The sequence below is a fragment of the Nonomuraea sp. NPDC050310 genome, assembly GCF_040655795.1.
Classification (GTDB): domain Bacteria; phylum Actinomycetota; class Actinomycetes; order Streptosporangiales; family Streptosporangiaceae; genus Nonomuraea.
This window is the reverse complement of sequence record NZ_JBFAKP010000001.1, coordinates 246102-271236: the sequence shown is the minus strand read 5'-3', so window position 1 is coordinate 271236 and position 25135 is coordinate 246102. Positions and strand designations below refer to the sequence as shown.

The 25135-nt window shown below is 68.8% G+C and carries 22 protein-coding genes; 1 reads left to right on the top strand and 21 read right to left on the bottom strand.

The features are described 5' to 3' along the window. Window positions 1-23 precede the first annotated feature (23 nt). The 10 genes from rpsS to rpsL form a co-directional block, all read right to left on the bottom strand. Window positions 24-302 carry a 30S ribosomal protein S19 gene (gene rpsS / locus AB0I67_RS01385; protein WP_357915766.1) on the bottom strand — a complete coding sequence of 93 codons (279 nt, stop codon included), beginning with the start codon at window positions 300-302 and terminating at the stop codon, window positions 24-26. Between the two features lie 11 nt (window positions 303-313). Continuing rightward, complete coding sequence (gene rplB, locus AB0I67_RS01380; RefSeq protein ID WP_357915763.1) at window positions 314-1150, bottom strand: 50S ribosomal protein L2; 837 nt, start codon at window positions 1148-1150, stop codon at window positions 314-316. 95 nt (window positions 1151-1245) lie between these two features. Continuing rightward, window positions 1246-1548 carry a 50S ribosomal protein L23 gene (gene rplW, locus AB0I67_RS01375; RefSeq protein WP_357915760.1) on the bottom strand — a complete coding sequence of 101 codons (303 nt, stop codon included), beginning with the start codon at window positions 1546-1548 and terminating at the stop codon, window positions 1246-1248. After that, window positions 1548-2198, bottom strand: coding sequence for a 50S ribosomal protein L4 (rplD, locus tag AB0I67_RS01370; RefSeq protein ID WP_357915757.1), 651 nt, complete (start codon window positions 2196-2198; stop codon window positions 1548-1550). Before rplD ends, rplW begins: the two co-directional genes overlap by 1 nt. Next, window positions 2195-2848, bottom strand: a complete 654-nt coding sequence (gene rplC, locus AB0I67_RS01365) for a 50S ribosomal protein L3 (protein WP_357915754.1) — start codon at window positions 2846-2848, stop codon at window positions 2195-2197. Before rplC ends, rplD begins: the two co-directional genes overlap by 4 nt. A 13-nt stretch (window positions 2849-2861) precedes the next feature. Further along, complete coding sequence (rpsJ, locus tag AB0I67_RS01360; RefSeq protein WP_357918332.1) at window positions 2862-3170, bottom strand: 30S ribosomal protein S10; 309 nt, start codon at window positions 3168-3170, stop codon at window positions 2862-2864. A 319-nt stretch (window positions 3171-3489) separates the two neighbouring features. Beyond that, on the bottom strand, window positions 3490-4683 hold the full coding sequence (gene tuf, locus AB0I67_RS01355) for an elongation factor Tu (RefSeq protein WP_357915751.1): 1194 nt from the start codon (window positions 4681-4683) through the stop codon (window positions 3490-3492). A gap of 160 nt (window positions 4684-4843) precedes the next feature. Next, window positions 4844-6943, bottom strand: coding sequence for an elongation factor G (gene fusA, locus AB0I67_RS01350; RefSeq protein WP_357915748.1), 2100 nt, complete (start codon window positions 6941-6943; stop codon window positions 4844-4846). 36 nt (window positions 6944-6979) lie between these two features. After that, on the bottom strand, window positions 6980-7450 hold the full coding sequence (rpsG, locus tag AB0I67_RS01345) for a 30S ribosomal protein S7 (protein ID WP_181615865.1): 471 nt from the start codon (window positions 7448-7450) through the stop codon (window positions 6980-6982). Next, complete coding sequence (gene rpsL, locus AB0I67_RS01340; RefSeq protein ID WP_181615864.1) at window positions 7450-7827, bottom strand: 30S ribosomal protein S12; 378 nt, start codon at window positions 7825-7827, stop codon at window positions 7450-7452. The genes rpsG and rpsL overlap by 1 nt, the downstream gene beginning before the upstream one ends. A gap of 556 nt (window positions 7828-8383) precedes the next feature. On the opposite strand from rpsL, the gene AB0I67_RS01335 reads away from it, so the two are divergent. After that, window positions 8384-9244, top strand: a complete 861-nt coding sequence (locus AB0I67_RS01335) for a hypothetical protein (protein WP_357915744.1) — start codon at window positions 8384-8386, stop codon at window positions 9242-9244. 539 nt (window positions 9245-9783) lie between these two features. On the opposite strand, the gene AB0I67_RS01330 is transcribed toward AB0I67_RS01335, so the two are convergent. From AB0I67_RS01330 to AB0I67_RS01280, 11 genes are all read right to left on the bottom strand, one after another. Beyond that, window positions 9784-13659, bottom strand: coding sequence for a DNA-directed RNA polymerase subunit beta' (locus AB0I67_RS01330; protein WP_357915741.1), 3876 nt, complete (start codon window positions 13657-13659; stop codon window positions 9784-9786). 17 nt (window positions 13660-13676) lie between these two features. Beyond that, window positions 13677-17153: a DNA-directed RNA polymerase subunit beta gene (gene rpoB, locus AB0I67_RS01325; RefSeq protein ID WP_357915738.1), complete on the bottom strand. Its 3477-nt coding sequence runs from the start codon at window positions 17151-17153 to the stop codon at window positions 13677-13679. 424 nt (window positions 17154-17577) lie between these two features. After that, on the bottom strand, window positions 17578-18060 hold the full coding sequence (locus AB0I67_RS01320) for a hypothetical protein (protein WP_357915735.1): 483 nt from the start codon (window positions 18058-18060) through the stop codon (window positions 17578-17580). Beyond that, window positions 18057-18539 carry a hypothetical protein gene (locus tag AB0I67_RS01315; protein ID WP_357915732.1) on the bottom strand — a complete coding sequence of 161 codons (483 nt, stop codon included), beginning with the start codon at window positions 18537-18539 and terminating at the stop codon, window positions 18057-18059. Before AB0I67_RS01315 ends, AB0I67_RS01320 begins: the two co-directional genes overlap by 4 nt. Then, on the bottom strand, window positions 18521-19648 hold the full coding sequence (locus AB0I67_RS01310; protein WP_357915729.1) for an MlaD family protein: 1128 nt from the start codon (window positions 19646-19648) through the stop codon (window positions 18521-18523). Before AB0I67_RS01310 ends, AB0I67_RS01315 begins: the two co-directional genes overlap by 19 nt. Next, window positions 19645-20610, bottom strand: coding sequence for an MCE family protein (locus tag AB0I67_RS01305; RefSeq protein WP_357915726.1), 966 nt, complete (start codon window positions 20608-20610; stop codon window positions 19645-19647). The genes AB0I67_RS01310 and AB0I67_RS01305 overlap by 4 nt, the downstream gene beginning before the upstream one ends. Further along, window positions 20607-21578, bottom strand: a complete 972-nt coding sequence (locus tag AB0I67_RS01300) for an MCE family protein (RefSeq protein ID WP_357915723.1) — start codon at window positions 21576-21578, stop codon at window positions 20607-20609. Before AB0I67_RS01300 ends, AB0I67_RS01305 begins: the two co-directional genes overlap by 4 nt. Further along, window positions 21563-22567, bottom strand: a complete 1005-nt coding sequence (locus AB0I67_RS01295; protein WP_357915720.1) for an MCE family protein — start codon at window positions 22565-22567, stop codon at window positions 21563-21565. Before AB0I67_RS01295 ends, AB0I67_RS01300 begins: the two co-directional genes overlap by 16 nt. Further along, on the bottom strand, window positions 22564-23613 hold the full coding sequence (locus AB0I67_RS01290) for an MCE family protein (protein WP_357915717.1): 1050 nt from the start codon (window positions 23611-23613) through the stop codon (window positions 22564-22566). The genes AB0I67_RS01295 and AB0I67_RS01290 overlap by 4 nt, the downstream gene beginning before the upstream one ends. Beyond that, on the bottom strand, window positions 23610-24392 hold the full coding sequence (locus tag AB0I67_RS01285; protein WP_357915714.1) for an ABC transporter permease: 783 nt from the start codon (window positions 24390-24392) through the stop codon (window positions 23610-23612). The genes AB0I67_RS01290 and AB0I67_RS01285 overlap by 4 nt, the downstream gene beginning before the upstream one ends. Next, window positions 24389-25135: an ABC transporter permease gene (locus tag AB0I67_RS01280; protein WP_357915711.1), complete on the bottom strand. Its 747-nt coding sequence runs from the start codon at window positions 25133-25135 to the stop codon at window positions 24389-24391. Before AB0I67_RS01280 ends, AB0I67_RS01285 begins: the two co-directional genes overlap by 4 nt.

The following is a 25135-nucleotide window of genomic DNA, read 5'->3' as shown; positions in this document are numbered from 1 at the left end:
GCTTTCTCCTACTTCCGAGACGCTTACCGCCGGCTGCGGCGGTCTTCCTTGACGTGGCTGCGGAACGTGCGCGTGGGCGCGAACTCGCCCAGCTTGTGACCGATCATCGAGTCGGTGACGAACACCGGCACGTGCTTGCGGCCGTCGTGGACGGCGATCGTGTGGCCGATCATGGCCGGCACGATCATGGAGCGCCGCGACCACGTCTTGATGACGTTCTTGGTGCCCTTCTCGTTCTGGGCGTCCACCTTCTTCTGAAGGTGCTCGTCCACGAAGGGACCCTTCTTAAGGCTACGTGGCATTCTGGCTGCTCCTACCGCTTCTTCCTCTTGGACCGACGGCGGATGATCAGCCTGTCGCTGGCCTTGTTCGCCTGACGGGTACGACCCTCGGGCTTGCCCTTGGGGTTGACCGGGTGGCGACCACCGGAGGTCTTGCCCTCACCACCACCGTGCGGGTGGTCGACGGGGTTCATCGCGACACCACGGACGGTCGGGCGCTTGCCCTTCCACCGCATACGGCCGGCCTTGCCCCAGTTGATGTTGCCCTGCTCGGCGTTGCCGACCTGGCCGACCGCAGCGCGGCAGCGGACGTCGACCATACGCATTTCGCCGGAGGGCATACGCAGGGTGGCGTACTGGCCTTCCTTCGCGAGCAGCTGGATCTGAGCGCCCGCGGACCGGCCCAGCTTCGCGCCACCGCCCGGACGGAGCTCCACCGCGTGGATGAAGGTACCGGTCGGGATGTTGCGCAGCGGGAGGCAGTTGCCCGGCTTGATGTCGGCGCCGGGGCCGTTCTCGATGCGGTCGCCCTGCTTGAGGCCGGTCGGCGCGATGATGTAGCGCTTCTCGCCGTCGGCGTAGTGCAGCAGAGCAATGTTGGCGGTGCGGTTGGGGTCGTACTCGATGTGAGCGACCTTGGCCGGGATGCCGTCCTTGTCGTGCCGCCGGAAGTCGATGATCCGGTAGGCGCGCTTGTGACCGCCGCCCTGGTGGCGGGCGGTGACTCGGCCGTGAGCGTTACGGCCGCCCTTGCTGTGAAGGGGAGCAAGCAGCGACTTCTCCGGCGTGCTGCGGGTGATCTCGGAAAAGTCCGAGACACTCGAGCCGCGGCGACCCGGGGTCGTCGGCTTGTACTTACGGATGCCCATCTTTTTCGTTCATCCTTTGTCGGTTACATGGGTGAACCCGCCGCACTCTCGTGCGGCGGTTCGCCCGTTCCTAGCTATGTACGGCAGGCGCGGAATTAACCGACAGCACCGAAGATGTCGATGCGGTCGCCCTCGGCCAAGCTCACAACCGCGCGCTTGGTGTCGGGACGCTTGCCGTAACCGGTGCGGGTGCGCTTGCGCTTGCCCGTCCGGTTGATGGTGTTCACGCTGGTGACCTTAACCTCGAAGATCTTCTCGATCGCGATCTTGATCGCGGTCTTGTTCGCGGTCGTCCGCACCAGGAACGTGTACTTGTTGTGCTCATCGATCAGGCCGTAGCTCTTCTCGGAGACCACGGGCTTGATGATGATGTCGCGCGGGTCGGCGATCTTCTCCATCAGGCGTCTTCCTTCCCGGCGCCCTGGCTCAGCCGAGCCACGACCTGGTCGTACGCCACCTGGGTGAAGACCACGTCGTCGCTGCAGAGCACGTCGTAGGTGTTGAGCTGCCCGGCGTCCAGCAGGTGGACCTCGGGAGCGTTGCGCAGGCTCAGCCAGGTGAGCTGGTCGGTCTCGTCAACCACGACGAGGACCCGCTGGCCCTGGGTGATCTTGCGCAGTGCGTCGAGGGCCGCCTTGGTCTTGGGCGTCTCGCCCGTGACCAGGGTGCTCACCACGTGCACGCGGCCGCCGGACGCGCGGTCCGACAGCGCGCCGCGGAGAGCGGCGGCCTTCATCTTCTTGGGGGTCCGCTGCGAGTAGTCGCGGGGAACCGGGCCGTGGACGACGCCGCCGCCGGTGAACTGCGGCGCACGGGTCGAACCCTGACGGGCGCGGCCGGTGCCCTTCTGGCGGTACGGCTTCTTGCCACCACCACGGACCTCACCACGGGTCTTGGCCTTGTGCGTGCCCTGCCGGCGAGCGGCGAGCTGGGCCACGACCACCTGGTGGATGAGCGGAACGTTGACCTTGGCACCGAAGATGTCTTCGGGCAGGTCGACGGAGCCGGCCTTGGCGCCGCTGGCGTCGAGGACGTCAATGCTGGTCACTTGGCAGCCCCCTTCTTGGCAGCGGTGCGGACGAGGACCAGGCTGCCGTTCGCGCCGGGAATCGCACCCTTGATCAGGATGAGACCCTTCTCGGCGTCGACGGCGTGAACCTTGAGGCTCTGCACGGTGGTGCGGACGTTACCCATCCGACCGGCCATGCGCAGACCCTTGAAAACGCGTCCCGGGGTGGCGCAGCCACCGATGGAACCCGGCGAGCGGTGCTTGCGCTGCGTGCCGTGCGAGGCACCCAGGCCACCGAAACCGTGGCGCTTCATGACACCCGCGAAACCCTTGCCCTTGGACTTGCCAGTCACGTCGACGTACTGGCCGGCCTCGAAGGTGTCGGCCAGGAGCTCCTGGCCCAGGGTGTAGTCGCCCGCGTCGTCCGTGCGGATCTCCGCGAAGTAGCGGCGCGGGGTGATGTCGTGCTTACGCAGGTAGTCGCCGAGCGGCTTGTTGACCTTCCGGGGGTCGACCTGGCCGAAGCCGAGCTGGATGGCCGAGTAGCCGTCCTTCTCAGCGTTGCGGATGCGGGTCACCACACACGGACCGGCCTCGACCACGGTGACCGGAACCAGCCGGTTGTCCGCGTCGAAGACCTGGGTCATGCCGAGCTTCTTGCCCAGGACGCCCTTGATCGTCTTAGCCATGTCAGTGTGTCCCTCAGAGCTTGATCGAGATGTCGACGCCAGCCGGAAGGTCGAGACGCATGAGCGAGTCGACGGTCTTGGGCGTCGGGTCGATGATGTCAATCAGCCGCTTGTGCGTGCGCATCTCAAAGTGCTCGCGGCTGTCCTTGTACTTGTGCGGCGAGCGGATGACGCAGTACACGTTCTTCTCGGTCGGCAGCGGCACCGGGCCCGCGACCTTCGCGCCAGTCCGCGTCACAGTCTCGACGATCTTCTTAGCCGAGATGTCGATGACCTCGTGGTCATAGGCCTTGAGCCGAATGCGGATCTTCTGTCCCGCCATAATGGCCTCGGTGTCCTTCACTGTCGTCTGAAAAAGTAACGAGCGGCAGGATGCCGCGTGGGTGAGTCGACCTACCAGATTACCCGCTGTGAGCAGGTGCTCCGGCCAGGTTCGCGTCACCCTGGTTGACCCCACATGACAGACGTCGTTGATCTGTCGTTTCTTCCGTGATCCGGCAGTCATCTCGGTCGATGTGACCGAGCTAACTGCTGGATCACGGCCCTCATGCGAGGTCTGTGCCGCGAGGCCTGCCGTACCGGACGACGGGCCTCGCACAGTGAGAGGCGGCCGGCCCCTGGTGGAACCGGCCGCTTCCCAACTACTTGATGATCTTGGTGACTCGGCCGGCGCCGACGGTCCGACCACCCTCACGGATGGCGAACTTGAGGCCGTCCTCCATGGCGATGGGCTGGATGAGCTCGACGCGCATCTCAGTGTTGTCGCCAGGCATGACCATCTCGGTGCCCTCGGGGAGGTTCACCACACCGGTCACGTCAGTCGTACGGAAGTAGAACTGAGGACGGTAGTTGTTGAAGAACGGCGTGTGACGGCCGCCCTCGTCCTTGCTCAGGATGTAGACCTGGGCCTCGAACTCGGTGTGCGGGGTCGTGGTGCCCGGCTTGATGATGCACTGGCCGCGCTCGACGTCCTCGCGCTTGATGCCACGGAGGAGCAGACCGACGTTGTCGCCCGCCTGGCCCTCGTCGAGCAGCTTGCGGAACATCTCGACGCCGGTGACCGTGGTGGTGGTCTTCTCCGGGCGGATGCCGATGATGTCGACGGTCTCGGAGACCTTGACGATGCCACGCTCGATACGGCCGGTGACGACGGTGCCGCGGCCGGTGATCGAGAAGACGTCCTCGACCGGCATCAGGAACGGCTTGTCGGTCTCACGGACCGGCTCGGGAACGTTGTCGTCGACAGCGGTCATCAGCTCGATGATGCTGTCTTCCCACTTCTCGTCGCCCTCAAGAGCCTTGAGCGCGGAGACGCGGACGACGGGCAGGTCGTCGCCGGGGAACTCCTGAGCCGAGAGCAGCTCACGGACCTCGAGCTCGACGAGCTCCAGGATCTCCTCGTCGTCCACCATGTCGGACTTGTTCAGAGCCACGACGATGTAGGGGACGCCGACCTGGCGGGCCAGGAGCACGTGCTCCTTGGTCTGCGGCATCGGGCCGTCGGTGGCGGCGACCACGAGGATCGCGCCGTCCATCTGCGCCGCACCGGTGATCATGTTCTTCACGTAGTCGGCGTGACCGGGGCAGTCCACGTGAGCGTAGTGGCGCTTCTCGGTCTGGTACTCGACGTGCGCGATGGAGATCGTGATACCACGAGCCTTCTCCTCGGGCGCCTTGTCGATCTTGTCGAACGGGGTCGCCTCGTTGAGGTTCGGGTAGCGCTTGTGGAGCACCTGGGTGATCGCCGCGGTCAGAGTGGTCTTGCCGTGGTCGATGTGCCCAATGGTGCCGATGTTCACGTGCGGCTTAGTCCGCTCGAACTTGGCCTTAGCCACTGGTTCTCTCCTTAGAGAATCTGACTGACTTTCGTCTTCACACTCGGGCCCGGGTGATCCCGAACCCCTGAGCGACGGAGATCCCTCGCGGGACCTCCGTCAGGGACCAGGGTGGTGGTCCCGATGCCCGGCGGGCGGATGGCCCGCCGGATCACCAGGACTATTCGCCCCGGGCCTTCGCGACGATCTCCTTGGCGATGCCGGGCGGCACCTCCGAGTAGGAGTCGAACTGCATGCTGTAGCTCGCGCGTCCCTGCGTCTTGCTACGCAGGTCACCCACGTAGCCGAACATCTCAGAGAGCGGCACGAGCGCCGCGATGACACGGGCGCCGGCGCGCTCGTCCATCGACTGGATCTGCCCGCGGCGACCGTTGAGGTCACCGATGACGTCACCCATGTAGTCCTCGGGCGTGGTGACCTCGACGGCCATCATCGGCTCAAGGAGCACAGCGTCCGCCTTACGAGCGGCCTCCTTGAAGGCCATCGATCCGGCGATCTTGAAGGCCATTTCCGAGGAGTCGACGTCGTGCGCGGCACCGTCGGTCAGCGTAACCTTCACGCCCACCATCGGGTAGCCGGCCAGCACGCCGAACTCGGCCGCCTCCTGGGCGCCCGCGTCGACCGAGGGGATGTACTCCCTCGGGACACGACCACCCGAGACCTTGTTCTGGAACTCGTAGCCGTCGTTGCCCTCGCCCAGCGGCTCCAGGTCGATGATGACCCGCGCGAACTGACCGGAACCACCGGTCTGCTTCTTGTGGGTGTAGTCGACCTTCTCCACCTTGCGGCGGATGGTCTCGCGGTAGGCGACCTGCGGGCGGCCGACGTTGGCCTCGACCTTGAACTCGCGACGCATACGGTCGACGAGGATCTCCAGGTGAAGCTCGCCCATGCCCCAGATGACCGTCTGACCGGTCTCCTCGTCGCGGCGGACCTGGAAGGACGGGTCCTCCTCGGCCAGACGCTGGATGGCGGTGGACAGCTTCTCCTGGTCGCCCTTGGTCTTCGGCTCGATGGCCACGTTGATGACCGGGGCCGGGAACGTCATCGACTCGAGGACGACCTGGTTGGCCGGGTCACTCAGCGTGTCACCGGTCGTGGTGTCCTTCAGGCCCATGACGGCGACGATCGAACCAGCGTGCGCGACCGGGCGCTCTTCGCGCTTGTTCGCGTGCATCTGGTAGATCTTGCCGATCCGCTCCTTCTTGCCCTTCACCGAGTTGATCACCGCGGTGCCGGTCTCGAGCGTGCCCGAGTAGATGCGGATGTAGGTCAGACGGCCCAGGTGCGGGTCGCTCATGATCTTGAAGGCAAGCGCGGAGAAGGGCTCGCTGACGTCCGCGTGACGCTCGATGACCTCGTCCTCGTCGCCGACAGCGTGACCCTTGAAGGCCGGGATGTCGAGCGGCGCGGGCAGGTAGGCCACGATCGCGTCGAGCAGGGGCTGGACGCCCTTGTTCTTGAACGCGGTGCCGGTGAGAACCGGGTTGATGGCGCTGGACAGCGTCGCGCGGCGGATCGCCGCGACCAGCTGCTCCTCGGTGGGCTCGGTGCCCTCGAGGAAGAGCTCCATCAGCTCGTCGTCGTTCTCGGCGACGGTCTCGACCAGCTTGTCGCGCCACTCACGGGCGGTCTCGGCGTGGTCGGCGGGGATGTCGACGGTCTCGTACATCTCGCCCTTGGCCGCCTCTTCCGGCCAGAGCAGACCCTTCATCTTCACCAGGTCGATGACGCCCTTGAAGCCGGCCTCAACGCCCCAGGGGAGCTGGATGACAGCCGGGGTCGCACCCAGACGGCTGATCATCATGTCGACGCAGCGGTGGAACTCCGCGCCGACCCGGTCCATCTTGTTCACGAAGCAGATGCGGGGCACGCCGTAGCGGTCAGCCTGACGCCACACCGTCTCCGACTGCGGCTCGACACCGGCGACACCGTCGAACACGGCGACAGCGCCGTCGAGGACGCGGAGCGAACGCTCCACCTCGATGGTGAAGTCGACGTGACCCGGGGTGTCGATGATGTTGATGGTGTGACCGAGCCACTCACAGGTCGTCGCGGCCGACGTGATCGTGATGCCGCGCTCCTGCTCCTGCTCCATCCAGTCCATCGTGGCAGCGCCGTCGTGGACTTCACCGATCTTGTAGTTGATACCGGTGTAGAACAGGATGCGCTCGGTCGTGGTGGTCTTGCCCGCGTCGATGTGGGCCATGATCCCGATGTTGCGGATCTTGGCCAGGTCAAGGGCAGCTGTGCTGGCCACTTCTCTCGCGTCCTCGTCGTCTCGTCGTAACCGCTGTTACCAGCGGTAGTGGGCGAAGGCCTTGTTGGACTCGGCCATCTTGTGGGTGTCCTCGCGCTTCTTGACGCTCGCCCCGAGGCCGTTGCTGGCGTCGAGGAGCTCGTTCATGAGGCGCTCGGTCATGGTCTTCTCGCGGCGGGCCCGGGAGTACTGCACCAGCCAGCGCAGCGCCAGAGTGGTGCTGCGGGAGGCGCGAACCTCGACCGGGACCTGGTAGGTCGCGCCACCGACACGGCGGCTGCGGACCTCGAGGGTCGGCTTGACGTTGTCGAGCGCGCGCTTCAGCGTGACGACCGGGTCGTTGCCGGTCTTGTCACGGCAGCCCTCGAGGGCGCCGTAGACGATCGACTGAGCGATCGAGCGCTTGCCGTCGAGCAGGACCTTGTTGATCAGCGCGGTGACCAGCGGCGAGCTGTAGACCGGGTCGGCCATGAGCTGGCGGCGGCCAGGAGAACCCTTACGAGGCATTACTTCTTCTTCTCCAACTTCGCGCCGTAACGGGAACGAGCCTGCTTGCGGTTCTTGACACCCTGGGTGTCGAGCGTGCCGCGGATGATCTTGTAGCGAACACCCGGCAGGTCCTTCACACGACCGCCACGCACGAGCACGATCGAGTGCTCCTGGAGGTTGTGACCCACACCGGGGATGTAAGCCGTGACCTCGATGCCGTTGGTGAGGCGAACACGAGCCACCTTGCGCAGAGCCGAGTTCGGCTTCTTGGGCGTGGTCGTGTAGACGCGCTGGCAGACGCCGCGTCGCTGCGGACTCCCCTTGAGGGCAGGAGTCTTGGTCTTGGAGACCTTGTCCTGCCGGCCCTTTCGGACCAACTGCTGGATAGTGGGCACTGCCACTCCATTTCGTGCTTTGGCCGGTAATACGAATGTCCAGCTTTCGCTGGTCGAGCATTTCGCAGGCACTGCCGGTGTCATGACCTGCTGTTTTCTCCCCCGCTTCGACCCACGCGGTCGGGCGTGTCGCGCTCTTCAGAGCCACACCCCTCGCGGTCGATCAACCGGGGGAGGACCACGCCGCGGCCCCCATCTCTCACGAGATGTTCAGCGCGCATGCGTGAAGGCCCATGAACCCACGGGCACGAAGGGCAAGACTACCCAGCCCAGCGCGGCACGTCAAAACGGCCGCGTTTCCTCGACCGCCGCCGGGACGGCCGCAACTTCGTGTCGTGTGGGGCGACCGGCGCTTAACCCGGCCGCTATGAGACCCTCGCCCAGTCTACCCGTACCCTCGACATCTCCCGACCGGTTTTCACCGAGGAAATCGGGCCTCCCGGCGGGCACCTCGTCAGGGGCTTCGGGCCGCGACGGGTCATGAACTGCCCCAGGCGCCCTCCGCATACCGTCTGATCGGCCCGCGGTCGTCACCGTCGGTGCCACCATGCCCACCATGAGCAAGATTGTGCTGGCGGCCCTGCTTGCCGTACCGACCTTCGGTGACCTGACGGACCTCGTGCCCGGCGGGCCCGCGGCCCGCGCGCCGTACACCGTCGTGGCCTGCGACTCCGACACCACGCGCCCCGGCACCCCGCCCACCGTGCGCATCGACCCGGCCTGGCTGAGCGGCGGCAAGCTGGCGTTGATCACCAACAACGAGGGCGTCGTCAACCCGTACCTGGCCGCCCCGCCGCCCGCCCAGGGCTCATTCCGCGGCACCCCCATGTGCGCCACGCACCTGGGGCCCGACGGCAAGCCCGTCGCCCCCACGTGGGTCTTCTGCCTCAACCACGACCTTGACGCCTGTGGCGAGGCCCCGCTCGTCCCCGCCGGCTCGGCCGGGGCCCGTCAGGCGCTGTCCGCCCGTGACCAGGCCCGGCTGGCGTACGTGGTCAGCACCCTGGCCGACTACCGCACCCCGGACACCCGTGCCCGGAGCGCCCGGTTCGTCTGGTGCGTCACCGAGGGCCGTCCCGCCGGCGCCCCCGTCCGTGACGCCCAGACCTACCCCGGCCTGCGCTGCCCGGACTGGACCACCATCGACCCCAAGCTCGACATCGGCGCCGCCAGTGCCGGCAGCTACTGGCTCACCAGCGGCGGCCGTAGCGACTGCCAGGGCTACCTCCTGCCGCGTCCCACCCGGGTCTTCACCCCGCCCACCCCGCCCTCGGTCCGCCCGCCCTCCGTCAAGCCGCCCCGGGAGACCCCCGTCCGCCCCCGCCCCCGCACCGGCCGCGCCGAAACCGAGGCCACCAAGCCCCGCGCCGCCCTGAGGCCCCGCCCGTTCCCCCGCGAGAAGCCCATCCTCCGCTGACCCCCTCTCTTCGAGTACGGCTCAGCACCCACCCCCTCCCACCGGGGACGGCGTGGCTCCCCAACCGCCACGCCGTCCCCGCCGTCATCCTTATGCGGCCGTCCCGCATGGGGCCTGGTGGCCTCGATGGCCCCCGCCGAGTTGCGCCGCGTGCCGGTTTAGGCCCCCACTTGGGCGGTGAGCACGGCCACGCCTTTCCCCGTAGCTCGTGGCCAGGCCAGGCAACTCTGAGGCGCCCCGTCCTAGGCAGGCCGGTGTCCCCTCTGGCGGCTCCGCACAGGCCGTCTCAACGGCTCCGATCCTGACGAGCCCCACTGCCCCTCCTCCCGAAGCAGCCCCACTCCCGGGGAGCGCGAGGGGCCGGTAGGCCCCTCCCATCGGGGGGTGTGGGGGGACGACGAAGGCGGCCCCCCACAAGGCGGAGCCCGAGCCCGCAGGGCGAGGGACCACGCCGTTGACAGCAGAAAACGGAAGAGCGCCCAAGGGAAACCCCTTGGGCGCTCTTCAAAGCTGTCAGCCGGAACCCCAGCCGATCAGACCTACCGGTTGTACTGCCCGAAGTCGTACTCCTCCAGCGGAACGGCCTCGCCGCTGCCGGTGCCGAAGGTGTAGTCGGCCGCGGACCCGTCGTACCCGCCGACGGTGTACATGGCCGCCTTGGCCTCCTCGGTCGGCTCGACCCGCACGTTGCGGTACTGGGGCATGCCCGTACCGGCCGGGATGAGCTTACCGATGATCACGTTCTCCTTCAGGCCCAGGAGCGAGTCCGACTTGGCGTGGATCGCCGCGTCGGTCAGGACCCTGGTGGTCTCCTGGAAGGAGGCCGCCGACAGCCACGACTCGGTGGCCAGCGACGCCTTGGTGATACCCATGAGCACCGGACGGCCGGAGGCGGGCGAGCCACCCTCGGCGACGGTCTCGCGGTTCATCTGCTCGAAGCGCGGACGCTCGACCAGCTCACCGGGCAGGAGGTCGGTGTCACCCGACTCCAGCACGTTGACCCGCTTCAGCATCTGCCGAACGATGATCTCGATGTGCTTGTCGTGGATCGACACACCCTGCGAGCGGTACACCTGCTGGACCTCGGCGACCAGGTGGAGCTGGACCGCACGCGGGCCGAGGATGCGCAGCACCTCGTTGGGGTTGACCGCACCGGCGATGAGCTGCTGGCCCACCTGGACGGGCTGACCCTCGGAGACGAGCAGCCGCGACCGCATCGAGACCGGGTAGGCGACCTCTTCGGAGCCGTCGTCGGGAGTGATGACGACCTTGCGGGTCTTGTCGGTCTCGTCGATCCGCACGCGGCCGGAGGCCTCCGAGATCGGCGCGACACCCTTGGGGATACGCGCCTCGAAGAGCTCCTGGACACGGGGCAGACCGTGGGTGATGTCGGCGCCCGCCACACCACCGGTGTGGAAGGTCCGCATCGTCAGCTGGGTGCCAGGCTCACCGATCGACTGGGCGGCGATGATGCCGACCGCCTCGCCGACGTCGACGAGCTTGCCGGTGGCCAGCGAGCGGCCGTAGCAGGTCGCGCAGACACCGATCTTGGCCTCGCACACCAGCGCGGAGCGGGTGCGGACGGTCTCGATGCCCGCCTCGACCAGCGCGGTGACGTGGTTGTCGTTGATGTCGACACCGGCCGGCACGATGACCTTGCCGTCGACCTCGACGTCCTCGGCGAGGATGCGGCCGTGCACGTTGGACTCGGCGTTCTCCGCCTTGACCAGGTTGCCGGACACGTCCCGCTCGCCGACGTGCAGCGGGACCGCGCGGTCGGTGCCGCAGTCGATCTCACGCACGATGACGTCCTGCGCCACGTCCACCAGACGACGGGTCAGGTAACCCGAGTCGGCGGTACGGAGCGCGGTGTCGGCCAGACCCTTTCGCTGACCGTGGGTGGAGATGAAGTACTCCAGCACCGACAGGCCCTCGCGGAAGGAGGCCTTGATCGGCCGCGGGATGGTCTCACCCTTGGTGTTGGACACCAGACCACGGATACCGGCGATCTGCCGCACCTGCATCTTGTTACCACGCGCACCGGAGTTGACCATCATCCACACGGGGTTGGTGGCCGGGAACGCGTTGACCATGTCGGTCTCGACGTCCGCGGTGGCGTGGGTCCAGATCTCGATGAGCTCCTGACGGCGCTCCTCGTCGGTGATCAGACCACGCTCGTACTCGCGCTGGACCTTGTCCGCCCGGCGCTCGTAGTTCTCCATGATCTGGGCCTTGTTCGGCGGCGCCACGACGTCCTCGATGGAGATCGTGACACCCGAACGGGTGGCCCAGCGGAAGCCTGCGTCCTTGAGCGCGTCGAGCGCGGTGGCCACTTCGACCTTGGGGTAGGTCTCGGCCAGCTCGTTCACGATCGAGGAGAGCTGCTTCTTGCCGATCTGGAAGTTGACGTACGGGTAGGACGCCGGGAGCGTGTCGTTGAACAGCAGGCGTCCGAAGGTCGTCTCCAGGCGGATCGGGTCACCGGGCTCCCAGCCGTCCGGGGCCACCCACTCGCGCGGGGGCAGGACGTCCTTCATCCGGATCTGGATCTTGGCCTGGATCTCCAGCTCGCGCCGGTCGAAGGCCATCTGCGCCTCGGCCACCGAGCCGAACACGCGGCCCTCGCCGATCGCGCCGTCCTTCTGCGTGGTCAGCCAGTAGAGGCCGATGACCATGTCCTGGGTGGGCATCGTCACGGGCTTGCCGTCGGCCGGCTTGAGGATGTTGTTGGTCGAGAGCATCAGGATGCGGGCCTCGGCCTGGGCCTCGGCCGACAGCGGCAGGTGCACGGCCATCTGGTCACCGTCGAAGTCCGCGTTGAACGCGGTGCAGACGAGCGGGTGGATCTGGATGGCCTTGCCCTCGACGAGCTGCGGCTCGAACGCCTGGATGCCCAGACGGTGCAGCGTGGGCGCACGGTTGAGCAGCACCGGGTGCTCGGTGATGACCTCTTCGAGGACGTCCCACACGACCGGCTTGGCCCGCTCGACCATCCGCTTGGCCGACTTGATGTTCTGGGCGTGGTTGAGGTCGACCAGACGCTTCATCACGAACGGCTTGAACAGCTCCAGCGCCATCTGCTTGGGCAGACCGCACTGGTGCAGCTTGAGCTGCGGGCCGACGACGATGACCGAACGACCGGAGTAGTCGACTCGCTTGCCCAGCAGGTTCTGGCGGAACCGGCCCTGCTTGCCCTTCAGCATGTCGCTGAGGGACTTCAGCGGCCGGTTGCCGGGGCCCGTCACCGGGCGGCCACGACGGCCGTTGTCGAACAGGGAGTCGACGGCCTCCTGGAGCATCCGCTTCTCGTTGTTCACGATGATCTCGGGCGCGCCGAGGTCGAGGAGACGCTTGAGACGGTTGTTCCGGTTGATCACACGACGGTAGAGGTCGTTGAGGTCGGAGGTCGCGAACCGGCCACCGTCGAGCTGCACCATCGGGCGCAGGTCCGGCGGGATGACCGGGATGCAGTCGAGCACCATGCCCTTGGGCGAGTTGGTGGTGTTCAGGAACGCCGACACGACCTTGAGCCGCTTGAGGGCGCGGGCCTTCTTCTGGCCCTTGCCCGAGCGGATGGTCTCGCGCAGGTTCTCGGCCTCGGCGTCGAGGTCGAAGCTGACCAGACGCTCCTGGATCGCCTGCGCGCCCATGCCGCCCTTGAAGTAGCGGCCGAAGCGGTCGCGCATCTCGCGGTAGAGCATCTCGTCGCCCTCGAGGTCCTGGACCTTGAGGTTCTTGAACCGGCTCCACACCTCGTCGAGGCGGTCGAGCTCACGCTGGGCGCGGTCGCGAAGCTGACGCATCTCGCGCTCGGCGCCCTCACGCACCTTGCGGCGCTGGTCGCCCTTGGCGCCGGCCGCCTCGAGCTCGGCCAGGTCGGACTCGAGCTTCTTCTGGCGCGACTCGATGTCGGCGTCACGGCGCTGCTCGATGTGCTGCCGCTCGACGGAGACCTTGGCCTCCAGCGAGGGCAGGTCACGCTCACGCATCTCGGTGTCGACCTGCGTGATCATGTAGGCCGCGAAGTAGATGACCTTCTCGAGGTCCTTCGGGGCCAGGTCGAGCAGGTAGCCCAAGCGCGAGGGCACGCCCTTGAAGTACCAGATGTGCGTGACGGGCGCGGCCAGCTCGATGTGGCCCATCCGCTCACGACGCACCTTGGCGCGAGTGACCTCGACGCCGCAGCGCTCACAGATGATGCCCTTGAAGCGGACGCGCTTGTACTTGCCGCAGTAGCACTCCCAGTCGCGGGTCGGGCCGAAGATCTTCTCGCAGAAGAGTCCGTCCTTTTCCGGCTTGAGAGTCCGGTAGTTGATGGTCTCCGGCTTCTTCACCTCGCCGTGCGACCACTGGCGGATGTCGTCGGCAGTGGCGAGGCCAATGCGTAGCTCGTCGAAGAAATTGACGTCGAGCACTTGATTCCCCTTTTTGATCAGACCTCGTCGACGGACATCGCGCCCTCATTGGGACGCCTTGCCAGATCGATGCCGAGCTCTTCCGCTGCGCGGAAGACATCCTCGTCCGTGTCCCGCATCTCGATGGACATGCCGTCGCTGGAGAGCACCTCGACGTTCAGGCACAGCGACTGCATTTCCTTGATGAGGACCTTGAAGGACTCGGGGATGCCGGGCTCGGGGATGTTCTCGCCCTTGACGATGGCCTCGTAGACCTTCACGCGGCCGAGGACGTCGTCGGACTTGATGGTGAGCAGCTCCTGCAGCGCGTAGGCCGCGCCGTACGCCTCGAGCGCCCACACCTCCATCTCACCGAAGCGCTGGCCACCGAACTGCGCCTTACCGCCCAGCGGCTGCTGGGTGATCATCGAGTACGGGCCGGTCGAACGCGCGTGGATCTTGTCGTCGACCAGGTGCAGCAGCTTGAGGATGTAGATGTAGCCGACCGAGATCGGGTACGGGAACGGCTCGCCGGAGCGGCCGTCGAACAGCTTGGCCTTACCGGTCTCCTGGACCATGCGGTCGCCGTCGCGGTTGGGCAGGGTGTTCTTGAGCAGACCGACGATCTCCTCCTCGTGGGCGCCGTCGAAGACGGGCGTGGCCACGTTGGTGAAGGGCTCGATCTCGCCGAAGCCGGCCTCGGTGAGCCGCTCGGCCCACGCCTCCTTGATCCCCGTGACGTCCCAGCCCCGGGCCGCGATCCAGCCGAGGTGGGTCTCGAGAACCTGGCCGACGTTCATACGGCCGGGCACACCGAGCGGGTTGAGGATGATGTCGACCGGCGTGCCGTCCTCGAGGAACGGCATGTCCTCGACGGGCAGGATCTTGGAGATGACGCCCTTGTTGCCGTGACGGCCGGCGAGCTTGTCACCGTCGGTGATCTTACGCTTCTGGGCCACGTAGACGCGGACCAGCTCGTTGACACCGGGGGGAAGCTCGTCGCCCTCCTCGCGGCTGAAGACGCGCACGCCGATGACCTTGCCGGACTCGCCGTGCGGCACCTTCAGGGAGGTGTCGCGGACCTCGCGGGCCTTCTCGCCGAAGATCGCACGGAGCAGGCGCTCCTCCGGGGTCAGCTCGGTCTCGCCCTTGGGCGTGACCTTGCCGACCAGGATGTCGCCGGGCACGACCTCGGCGCCGATCCGGATGATGCCGCGCTCGTCGAGGTCGGCGAGGACCTCCTCCGAGACGTTGGGGATGTCGCGGGTGATCTCCTCGGGGCCCAGCTTGGTGTCGCGGGCGTCGACCTCGTGCTCCTCGATGTGGATCGAGGAGAGGACGTCGTCCTGCACCAGACGCTGGGAGAGGATGATCGCGTCCTCGTAGTTGTGGCCCTCCCACGGCATGAACGCCACGAGAAGGTTCTTGCCGAGCGCCATCTCGCCCATGTCGGTGCAGGGGCCGTCGGCGACGACCTGACCGACCTCGATGCGGTCGCCCTCGGCGACGATGGGCTTCTGGTTGAACGAGGTGCCCTGGTTGGAGCGCTTGAACTTGGCGACGCGGTAGGTGATCCGGGTGCCGTCGTCGTTCATCACGGTGACGTAGTCGGCGGAGACCTCCTCGACCACGCCGGCCTTCTCCGCGGTGATGACGTCACCGGCGTCGGTGGCGGCGCGGTACTCCATGCCGGTGCCGACCAGCGGGGCCTCGCTGCGAAGCAGCGGGACCGACTGGCGCTGCATGTTGGAGCCCATGAGCGCGCGGTTGGCGTCGTCGTGCTCGAGGAAGGGGATCATCGCCGTGGCGACCGACACCATCTGGCGCGGCGACACGTCGATGTAGTCCACCTCGGAGGCGCGGGCGAGTTCGGTCTCGCCGCCCTTGGTGCGGACGAGGACGCGGTCCTCGGCGAAGGTGCCGTCGGCGTTGAGCACCGTGTTGGCCTGCGCCTTGACGAAGCGGTCCTCCTCGTCGGCGGTGAGGTAGTCGATCTGGTCGGTCACCTTGCCGTCGACGACCTTGCGGTACGGCGTCTCGACGAAGCCGAAGGCGTTGATCCGCCCGTAGGAGGCGAGCGAGCCGATCAGACCGATGTTCGGGCCTTCCGGCGTCTCGATCGGGCACATGCGGCCGTAGTGCGAGGGGTGCACGTCTCGGACCTCGAAGCCGGCCCGCTCACGGGACAGACCGCCGGGGCCCAGCGCGGACAGACGCCGCTTGTGCGTCAGGCCGGCCAGCGGGTTGGTCTGGTCCATGAACTGGGAGAGCTGGGAGGTGCCGAAGAACTCCTTGATCGACGCCACGACCGGGCGGATGTTGATCAGGGTCTGCGGCGTGATGGCCTCGACGTCCTGCGTGGTCATCCGCTCGCGGACGACGCGCTCCATACGGGCCAGGCCCAGGCGGACCTGGTTCTGGATGAGCTCGCCGACGCTGCGGAGACGACGGTTGCCGAAGTGGTCGATGTCGTCGGTCTCGACGATGACGTCACGGCCCTCGGCGCCCTGCATCGACTCCTCGCCCGCGTGGAGGCGGACGATGTACTCGATGGTGGCGACGATGTCCTCTTCGGTCAGCGTGCCCTGGGTGATCTCGGAGTCGACCCCGAGCTTCTTGTTGATCTTGTAACGACCGACCTTGGCCAGGTCGTACCGCTTCGGGTTGAAGTAGAGGTTCTCCAGCAGGGTCTGCGCCGACTCCTTGGTCGGCGGCTCGCCCGGGCGCAGCTTGCGGTAGATGTCGAGCAGCGCGTCTTCCTGGCCGGCCGTGTGGTCCTTCTCCAGGGTGGCGCGCATGGACTCGTACTGGCCGAAGCGCTCGAGAATCTGCTCGTTGGTCCATCCCAGTGCCTTGAGAAGCACGGTGACGGCCTGCTTGCGCTTGCGGTCGATGCGCACACCGACGCTGTCGCGCTTGTCGATCTCGAACTCGAGCCAGGCCCCGCGCGAGGGGATGACCCGGCAGCCGAACAGGTCCTTGTCGGAGGTCTTGTCGACGCTGCGGTCGAAGTAGACGCCCGGCGAGCGGACCAGCTGGGAAACCACGACACGCTCGGTGCCGTTGATGATGAAGGTGCCCTTCGGGGTCATGAGCGGGAAGTCGCCCATGAACACCGTCTGGCTCTTGATCTCACCTGTCTCGTTGTTGATGAACTCCGCCGTGACGAACATGGGGGCGGAGTAGGTCATGTCCTTGTCTTTGCACTCCTCAACGGAGTACTTCGGCGGCTCGAACCGGTGGTCGCGGAACGACAAGGACATGGTCCCCGAGAAGTCCTCGATGGGACTGATCTCTTCGAAAATCTCTTCGAGACCCGACTGGGTCGGGACGTCCTTTCGCCCGGCCTGGCGAGCCGCCTCGACCCGGGCCTTCCACTTCTCGTTGCCAAGCAACCAGTCGAACGATTCGGTTTGCAGGGCCAGAAGGTCGGGAACCCCAAGGGGCTCCTGGATGCGCGCAAAGGTGACGCGACGGGGACCGGATACGGCGGAGGCGTTGCGCGAGGCTGCCAACAGATGTCCTTCCGAGGGCTCGCGGCGGACTGACTACACGCACGCCAGACAACCTCGCTCTGTGAGCAAAGCAGGCGGGTCGTCAAAGGGCAGCGCAAAGGGGCAGTGTAGCCGATCGGCACACGCCTGTCCAGTCCACTCTCGCTGCATGCTCCACGTTGCTCGCAGCATCGCCCGTCCGGGCGCAAACGTCAAGCCCGTGAGCCCGACTTTCGCGTGTTTCATGCCCTGGACGCTGGGATTTCTTCCCTGAGTGACACTACGCCTACCGTCAGGCCCCAGACGATACCCGCGATCGGAGTCGGCTAACGCAGCGTCACACCCAAGGTGGAACCCCGGTGGAACTGTGACTGATCTACCCGCGGCGAAGGCTTCGCCAAACCTCGATTTTAATAACAATTGCAGTACGCGACGCGCCCGTGTCTCAGGCCTTGCCGATCAGCGTGGACAGCTCCGCGACCAGCCAGCGGGCGTCCTCGCGCACCATGACCAGCCGCGCCCGGTTCTGTCGGAACTCCTGGCGGCCTCCGGTCGCGATGCCCATGTCCACGAAGACGAGCACCTCCACCCGGTCGGGCCCGGCGCGCTCCACGGCGGCGCGCACGACGGTCGTCTGCTGGACCTTCTGCTCGGCGCGCCGCTGGCCGGCGAAGGGCCCGTTGCGCAGCTCGCGGTAGTGCTTGGTGAGCTCGCCCGTGGTGTGCTCGGCGGCGCGCTCCAGATCCTGCTCGATGGTCCGGTAGTTGTAGGACAGCAGGTCCGGTGCGACCGCCCGCGCGGCGGCGAGCGCCTCCTTGCCCGCCGCCTCCGCCTGGTCGAGCCGCCGCAGGTCGAGGCCCATGACCAGCACCGCCGCGGCCAGCGCCAGCGCGGCCAGCCCGAGCACCCCCGTGAGGACCCATCTCACAAGACCTGCACCACCTTGGAGACCAGCCAGCCCGAGCCGATCTTCGTGAGCTGCATGGCCCAGCGGAAGCGCCGCTTCTCCGGCGGGGCTTTGGAGCCCTCCCAGCGGATGTCGGCGTCCGCCACCACCAGGACCGAGGCTTCACCGGAGGTGATGGTCTCCACGCCGCTCGCCCGGAGCACCCCGGTCTGCACCACCTTGTTGGCCAGCGTGGTCTCCTTCAGCCGGGCCGCGTTGGCCGAGAACTCCGTGCGGGCCGCTCCGGTCGAGGTGTCCAGGATGCGCTTGATGTCGGCGTCGATGGTCGAGTGGTTGAGCGCCAGCAGGTTCATGGCGTGCGTGCCCGCCGCGTCGAGCGCGGCCTGCCGGTCGTCGGCGCGGGCGTGGGCCTCGCGCGCCTGCCCGCCGATCCAGAGCGCGGCTCCGCCCAGCAGCGCGACCAGCACCGCCAGCACGGGGATCAGGAGCCGTCGGGCCATGTCACGGGATCATAATCGCCCAGCCACTCCCGCAACCCTGGAATCCCGGGCGTGGGGCCCGCTTCGGGCACATTCCTCGCACCACGCACCCCGGTCGCCCCACCCGCCGGCGCCCGGCAGTGGCTGTCGGGTACGGCAGGCCGTACCGAGAGGTCCTGGGGGCGGCGCCACGGCGTGCCGTACCCCTCCTTGCACGGCGGGGGCACGTTGAGGTTCAGGTTGAGACCGAAATGCAGCCCGTCCTCGCCGACGACGGTGAAGGCGCCGGCGACCCCCGCCGGATACCCGAGCAACAATTGCCGCAAAGCACTCTCCCGGGCAGAAAACACCTGCCCACCGATCACCGCATTCCGCACCAAAGGCCGCAAGAATGGCTGCACGTCGTCCACCATTCCACCCACCGGCGGAGAAACCAACACAGCGCCATCAATGACGCGATTCACCGCTCCGGTTTCCACCGCCTCGGTGAATTCGGCCAGGTCACGCGAGAACTCTTTCCAGCCGAAACCCCGCTGCGTCTCCAGCACCGTCTCGCCGTCGCGGATCAGCGCGACCGTCTCCGGCGCCACCTCCGCCGCCGCGTCCACCACCTCCGAACCCGCCTCGATCAGCCGCCTCAGCTCCGGCCCGCCGATCGCCCGCTCCAGCTCGGTGACGACCGTGCCGACGTCGTGCGGATCCACCGACGCCAGCAGCGCCTCGGCGTCGCCCAGCAGCTTCGCGGTGCTGACCGGAAGCCGCGTGCGCTCGCGCCCGATCACCGCCCCCTCCTCCAGGTACGGCGGAGCCGCCCCCGTGGGCTGCAGGTCGAGGTACTGCTCCCCCACCCCCGACCGGTTGGCGACGACCGCCCGCACGCCCGCCTTCGGCACCGGCGCCTCCAGCCGCAGCGTCGCGCGCACCCCGTCTGCGGTCACCTCCAGCGCCTCCACCCGCCCGACCGGAACCCCCCGGTAGGTCACCTCGGCCCGCTCGTACAGCCCGCCCGCCTCGGCGAGCTCCACCCCCACCCGGTAGCCGCGAGGCACCAGCTCGGCGTACTCCACCGCGGTGTACGCGCCCGCCGCCACCGTGACGAGCGCCAGGAGCAGCAGCTTGAGCCGGTTCATCGGATGTTCTCCAGGGTGGTGCCGGGCGAGAGGTCGAGGGTGACGTCCACGTTCCCGTAGTCGCCCCTGAGCAGGCCGGTCGCCGACGGCGGGAACGGGAAGGTGAGCGCCGTCCCGAGCCCCCGGGCCAGGCTGCTCCCGGCGCGGTCGAGGTCGGCCAGCACGGTGCGCAGGTCACGGAGGTTGGCCAGGGTGTCCTTGTGCGAGCGTTCCAGCACCCGCGTGGCGGTCCGGCCAAGCCGGTCGAGGCCGCGCAACAGGCCGGTGAGCTCGGCGCGCTGCCGCCGGAGCTGCGACACGGCCGGGCCGATGCGGGTGGCCACGTCGGCGATCGTCCGCTTCTGCGCGGCGAGCGTGGCCGCCAGCCGGTCGAGCCCGTCGAGCAGCCGGACGATCTCCCCCTTCGAGCCGTCGAGCGCGGCGGCGAAGGTGTCGAGCCGCCGCAGCAGCCCGCGCACCCGGGTGGCGCGCCCGCCGAGCACCTGGTTCAGCTCGGCGTTGATGGTCGCGAGCTGCTCCAGCCCGCCGCCGTTGAGCACCGTCGAGGCGGCGGCGAGCACCTGCTCGACCTCGGCGGTGGCGGTCGTGGCCGCCAGCGGGATGCGGGTGGCGGGCGGCCCCTGGCCCGCGGGCTCCAGGCGGACGTACTTCTCACCCAGCAGGCTGGTCTGGGCGATGGCCGCGGTGCTGTCGACGGGCAGGCCGACCTCGCCGCGCACCGCGCAGACCACCTCGGCGTGCCAGCTCGCCGACAGCTCGACCGAGACGACCTCGCCCACGGTGACGTCGTTGACCTTGCACGAGGAGCGCGGCACCAGGTCCAGGGCGTCGGCGAACTCGATCGTGACCTCGCGGGGCCTAGGGCCCAGGTCGGCCCCGCCGGGCAGCGGCAGCGACGCCACGCCCTGGAATCCGCAGCCGGCGGCGGTCAGGAGCGCCGCCAGCGCCAGGGCCGCCCTCATCGCACCAGTCCGCCGAGCGTCGCGTCCGGCTCCAGCGCGACCGGCAACGGCACGAGGTTCTGGATGATCGCGTCGAACCACGGCCCGTTGCCGGTCACGTCGGTGAACTGCCGGGTGAAGGGCACCAGCAGCTTCAGCGAGCGGTCGAGGTCGGCCTCGTTGCGGCGCAGCAGCGCGGCCAGGCGGCGCAGGTCGCGCAGCGCGGGCGCGAGTTCGGCCCGGTTGTCGGCGATCAGGCCGTCCACCTCCTCGGCCAGGGCGAGCGTGTTCGTCAACAGGCTGTGGATGACCGCGCGCCGGTGGGTGAGCTCGCGCAGCAGCAGGTCGCCGTCGCGGGCCAGGTCGCGCAGCCGGTCGGTGCGCCCGGCGGCCAGGCTCGTGACCGTGCGGCCTCGCCGTACCAGCTCCCGCAGCCGGTCGTCGCGCTCGGCGACCGTGCGGGACAGGCGGCTCAGGCCGCTCAGCGCGGCGGCGATCTCGGCCGAGGAGCCGTCGAGGGTCTGGCTGACCGCTCGCATGGCCCGTTCCAGCGCCACCGGGTCGATCTTCGCGGCCGTGCGGGCCAGGTCGCCGACCGCCGGCATCAGCTCGTACGGCACGCTGGTACGCGCGATCGGGATGGGCGCGGCCAGCCCTCCGGGCCCGGCGGGTTCGAGGACCAGCGCGTGCGCGCCGAGCAACGTGACCGGCCGGATGTGCGCCCGGGTCAGCGACCCCAGCCGCACCCCCTCGGCGCGGAAGTCCACCCGCACCCGCGCCCCGTCGAGCTCGACCGCGCGCACCGAGCCCACCCGCACCCCGGCGACCAGCACCGGCTCCCCTGCCCTGAGCCCCGCCGACTCGGCGAAGTAGGCGGTGTACGGCGAGCCGCCCGCCCAGTTCCCGAGCCCGAGTGCCGCCGCCACCAGCGCCGCCGCGACGGCGAGCGCGGCCAGGCCGAGCGGGCGCGGGTTCAGCCGGCGGAACATCGGGCGCTCGCGTTCCCGGCCCGCACTCCGGCCGGCGGGGCCTGGAGCGAGCAGAGGTAGAAGTTGAACCACGAGCCGTAGGCGGAGGCCCGGGTGAGCTGGTTGAGCCGCAATGGCAGCTCCTGGATGGCCCGCTCGACCAGCTCGCTGTCGGCGTCGAGCCGCTCCAGGACGTTCCCGGCGTGCGCGAGACCGGCCTTTACGTCGGGCCGGGCCCGGCCGAGGAAGCCCGCGGTGACCCCGGTGAGCCGGTCGAGCGACTCCAGCGCGCCGCCGATCGCCTTCCGGTCGCCGGCCAGGCCGTCGACCAGCGCGTGCAGGTCGTCGACGAGCTTGCCGTACTGCTGCTCCCGGCCGGCGACCTCGCCCAGCACGACGGTCAGGTTGTCGATCACGCGGCCGATGACGGCGTCGCGGTCGGCCAGCGTGCCGGTGAGCGAGCCGATGTGGCCGAGCAGGCTCTCCACCGTCCCGCCCTCGCCCTGCAGCACCTGGACGATCTCCCAGCTCAGCCGGTTGACCTGCGTGGGGTCGACCGCGCGCAGGAGCGGGCGGAAGCCGTTGAACAGCGCGTGCACGTCCAGCGCGGGCCGGGTGTCGGTGATCGGCCGTTCCGGCGGGAGGTGGCCGGGTCCGCCCCGGCCGGTGGACAGGGCCAGGTAGCGCCCGCCGGCCAGGTCGCGCCAGCGGATCGCGGCGACCACCCCGCTGGGCAGCCGGTGACGTTCCTGGACGGTGAAGGCGACCTCGGCGCGGGCCCGCGCGTCGAGTGCGACGGTCTCGACGCGGCCGACCCGCACACCGGCGATGCGCACCTCGTCCCCCGGCGCGATGCCGCCCGCGTCGGTGAACACCGCGCGGTAGGTCGTGGCGGCCACGAACCGCACGCCCGAGATGGTGACCGCGAGCGTCGCCACGCAGGCGCCGGTCAGCATCACGAACAGCCCCAGCTTCAGCGCCACGGCGAGCGTGCCGCCCGCCCGGTTCACCGCCGGCTCCCGTCGGCGAAGCGCGGTTCGGGGAAGGGCACCGGCACCCGTCCCGGCAGGCCGTGGCAGCTCGGCGCGCGCCGGTCGGCGTACTGCGGCTCGTCCCGCCCCGGCCGGTACGGCGGGCGCGGCCGGACGAGCTCGATGACCGCCCGCAGCCGCCCGCCGGCGAAGGCCCGGTCGAGGCGCGGCTGCAGCCGCTCGATGCCCTGGAAGACGCAGGGCACGGTGACCGCGTGACGGGCCGCGAGCGCCAGCGTCGGCCGCCACACGTGCTGCAACCCGGCCAGGCCGGTCTCGTTCTCGGTGAGCAGCCGGTCGAGCTTGCCCGTGGTGCGGGTCAGGCCGGTGCCGAGCCGGTCGAGCTGCGCCTCGTTCGCGGTCAGCACGTCGCTCAGCTTCGCCCCGTGGGCGAGGGAACGCAGCAGGTCGGGGGCGGCGTCGCCGTACTGCCCGACCACGTCGGCCAGCAGACTGAGGTCGCGCTGGAGCACCGGGAGGTGCGGCGCGAGGGTCTGGAGGTAGCCGTCGGCCTGGTCGAGCGTGCCGCCGATCCGTGCGCCCCGGTTGTCGAGCGCGGTGGCCAGCGAGGTGAGCGCGGCGTTGAGCCGTTCGGGGTGGATCTCGCGCAGCAGCGGCAGGAGCCGGTCGAGGACCTGGCCGGTCTCGACGGGCGCGCTCGCGGCGGTGATCGTCTCGCCCTCGCGAAGCGGCCGGGTCGGGCGGCCGGGCGGGGTGAGCTCGACGTACTTCTCGCCGAACAACGTCTTGGGCCGCAGGCTCGCCGTGGAGGCGCGGTCCACCGGGTGGTCGAGCGCGAGCACCAGGTCGGCGCCGTCGGGGGTGGCGGTGACCGCGCTCACCTCGCCGACCAGCACGCCCCTGACCTTCACGTCCGCCCGGGGGCCCAGTTGCAGCCCGGCGCGCGGCGTGCGGAGGACCACCTCGGTCGCCGAGGAGAAGGCCTTGCCGTACACCGCGATCGTGCCGGTGGCGAAGGCCGCGATGACGGTCGCCAGCGCGATGCCGTACACGTGCTGTCTCATCCGGCCACCCGCACGGTCGTGGTGGTCCCCCAGATGGCCAGCCCGAGCAGGACGTTGGCCACGTTCACCGCCACCAGCGCGGTCCGTACGGCCCGCCCCACCGCCACCCCCACGCCGGCCGGGCCGCCGGAGGCGTGGAAGCCGTAGTAGCAGTGGATCAGGATGACCAGCACCGAGAAGATCAGCACCTTGCCGAAGGACCACAGCACGTCGTAGGGCACGAGGAAGAGCCCGAAGTAGTGCTCGTAGGTGCCGGCCGACTGGTCGTGGAAGCGGGTCGCGATCAGCTTGGTCGCGGTGTAGGACGCCAGCAGGCCCAGCACGTACAGCGGGATGATCGCGGCGAATCCGGCGATCAGCCGGGTGCCCACCAGGAAGGGCCGGGCGGGCACGCCCATCACCTCCAGCGCGTCGATCTCGTCGCTGATCCGCATCGCGCCGAGCTGCGCGGTGAAGCCCGAGCCGACCGTGGCCGACAGCCCGATCGCGGCGACCAGCGGGGCGATCTCGCGGGTGTTGACGTAGCTGGACAGGAAGCCGGTGAAGGCGGCGGTGCCGATCTGGTCGAGCGCGGCATACCCCTGCAGGCCGACCTCGGTGCCGGTGAAGAAGGTCATGAAGGCGACGATCGTCACCGTGCCGCCGACCACCGCCAGCCCGCCGGTGCCCAGGCTCACCTCGGCCAGGAGCCGCACGACCTCCTTGCGGTAGCGCGCGGACGCCGGGAGGCCGGCCAGCGCCCGTGCGTAGAACTCGCCCTGCCGGCTCAGCTCGTTCATGCCGCCGTCCGGGCGTGGATCGCGCTGATCAGGAAGTTCTCCGCGAACAGCACCAGCGCCGAGAAGACCACCGTCTGGTTGACCGCCTCGCCGACGCCTTTCGGGCCGCCCTTGGCGGTCAGGCCCTTGTAGGTGGCGATCAGCCCGGCGCTCGCGCCGAAGACCAGCGCCTTGAGCTCGGCGACCCACAGGTCCGAGGGCTCGGCGAGCGCGGTGAAGGACTGCAGGTAGGCGCCGGGCGAGCCGCCCTGCGCGACGACGTTGAACAGGTAGCTGGCCACCAACCCGACCGTGGTGACCAGGCCGTTGAGCAGGGGCGCGACCAGCGCACAGGCCACCACCCTGGGGACGGCGAGCCGGTGCAGCGGGTCGACGCCCAGCACCTCCAGCGCGTCGATCTCCTCCCGGATCTTGCGCGCGCCCAGGTCGGCGCAGATGGCGCTGCCCGCCGCGCCGGCGACCATCAGGGCGGTCACCACCGGTCCCGCCTCGCGGACGATGCCGAGCACGGCCGTCGCGCCGGTGAAGGACTGGGCGCCGAACTGGCGGATCAGGTTGCCCGCCTGCAGGGCCAGGACCGCGCCGAACGGGATGGCCACCAGCGCGGTCGGCAACGCGCTGACCGTGACGATGAACCACGCCTGGTGCAGCGTCTCGCGCCAGTGGAACGGGCGCTTGAGCCCGGCTCTGGCGGTGTCGAGGGAGAGCGCGACGAACTCGCCGACGACCAGCACGGCTCTCAT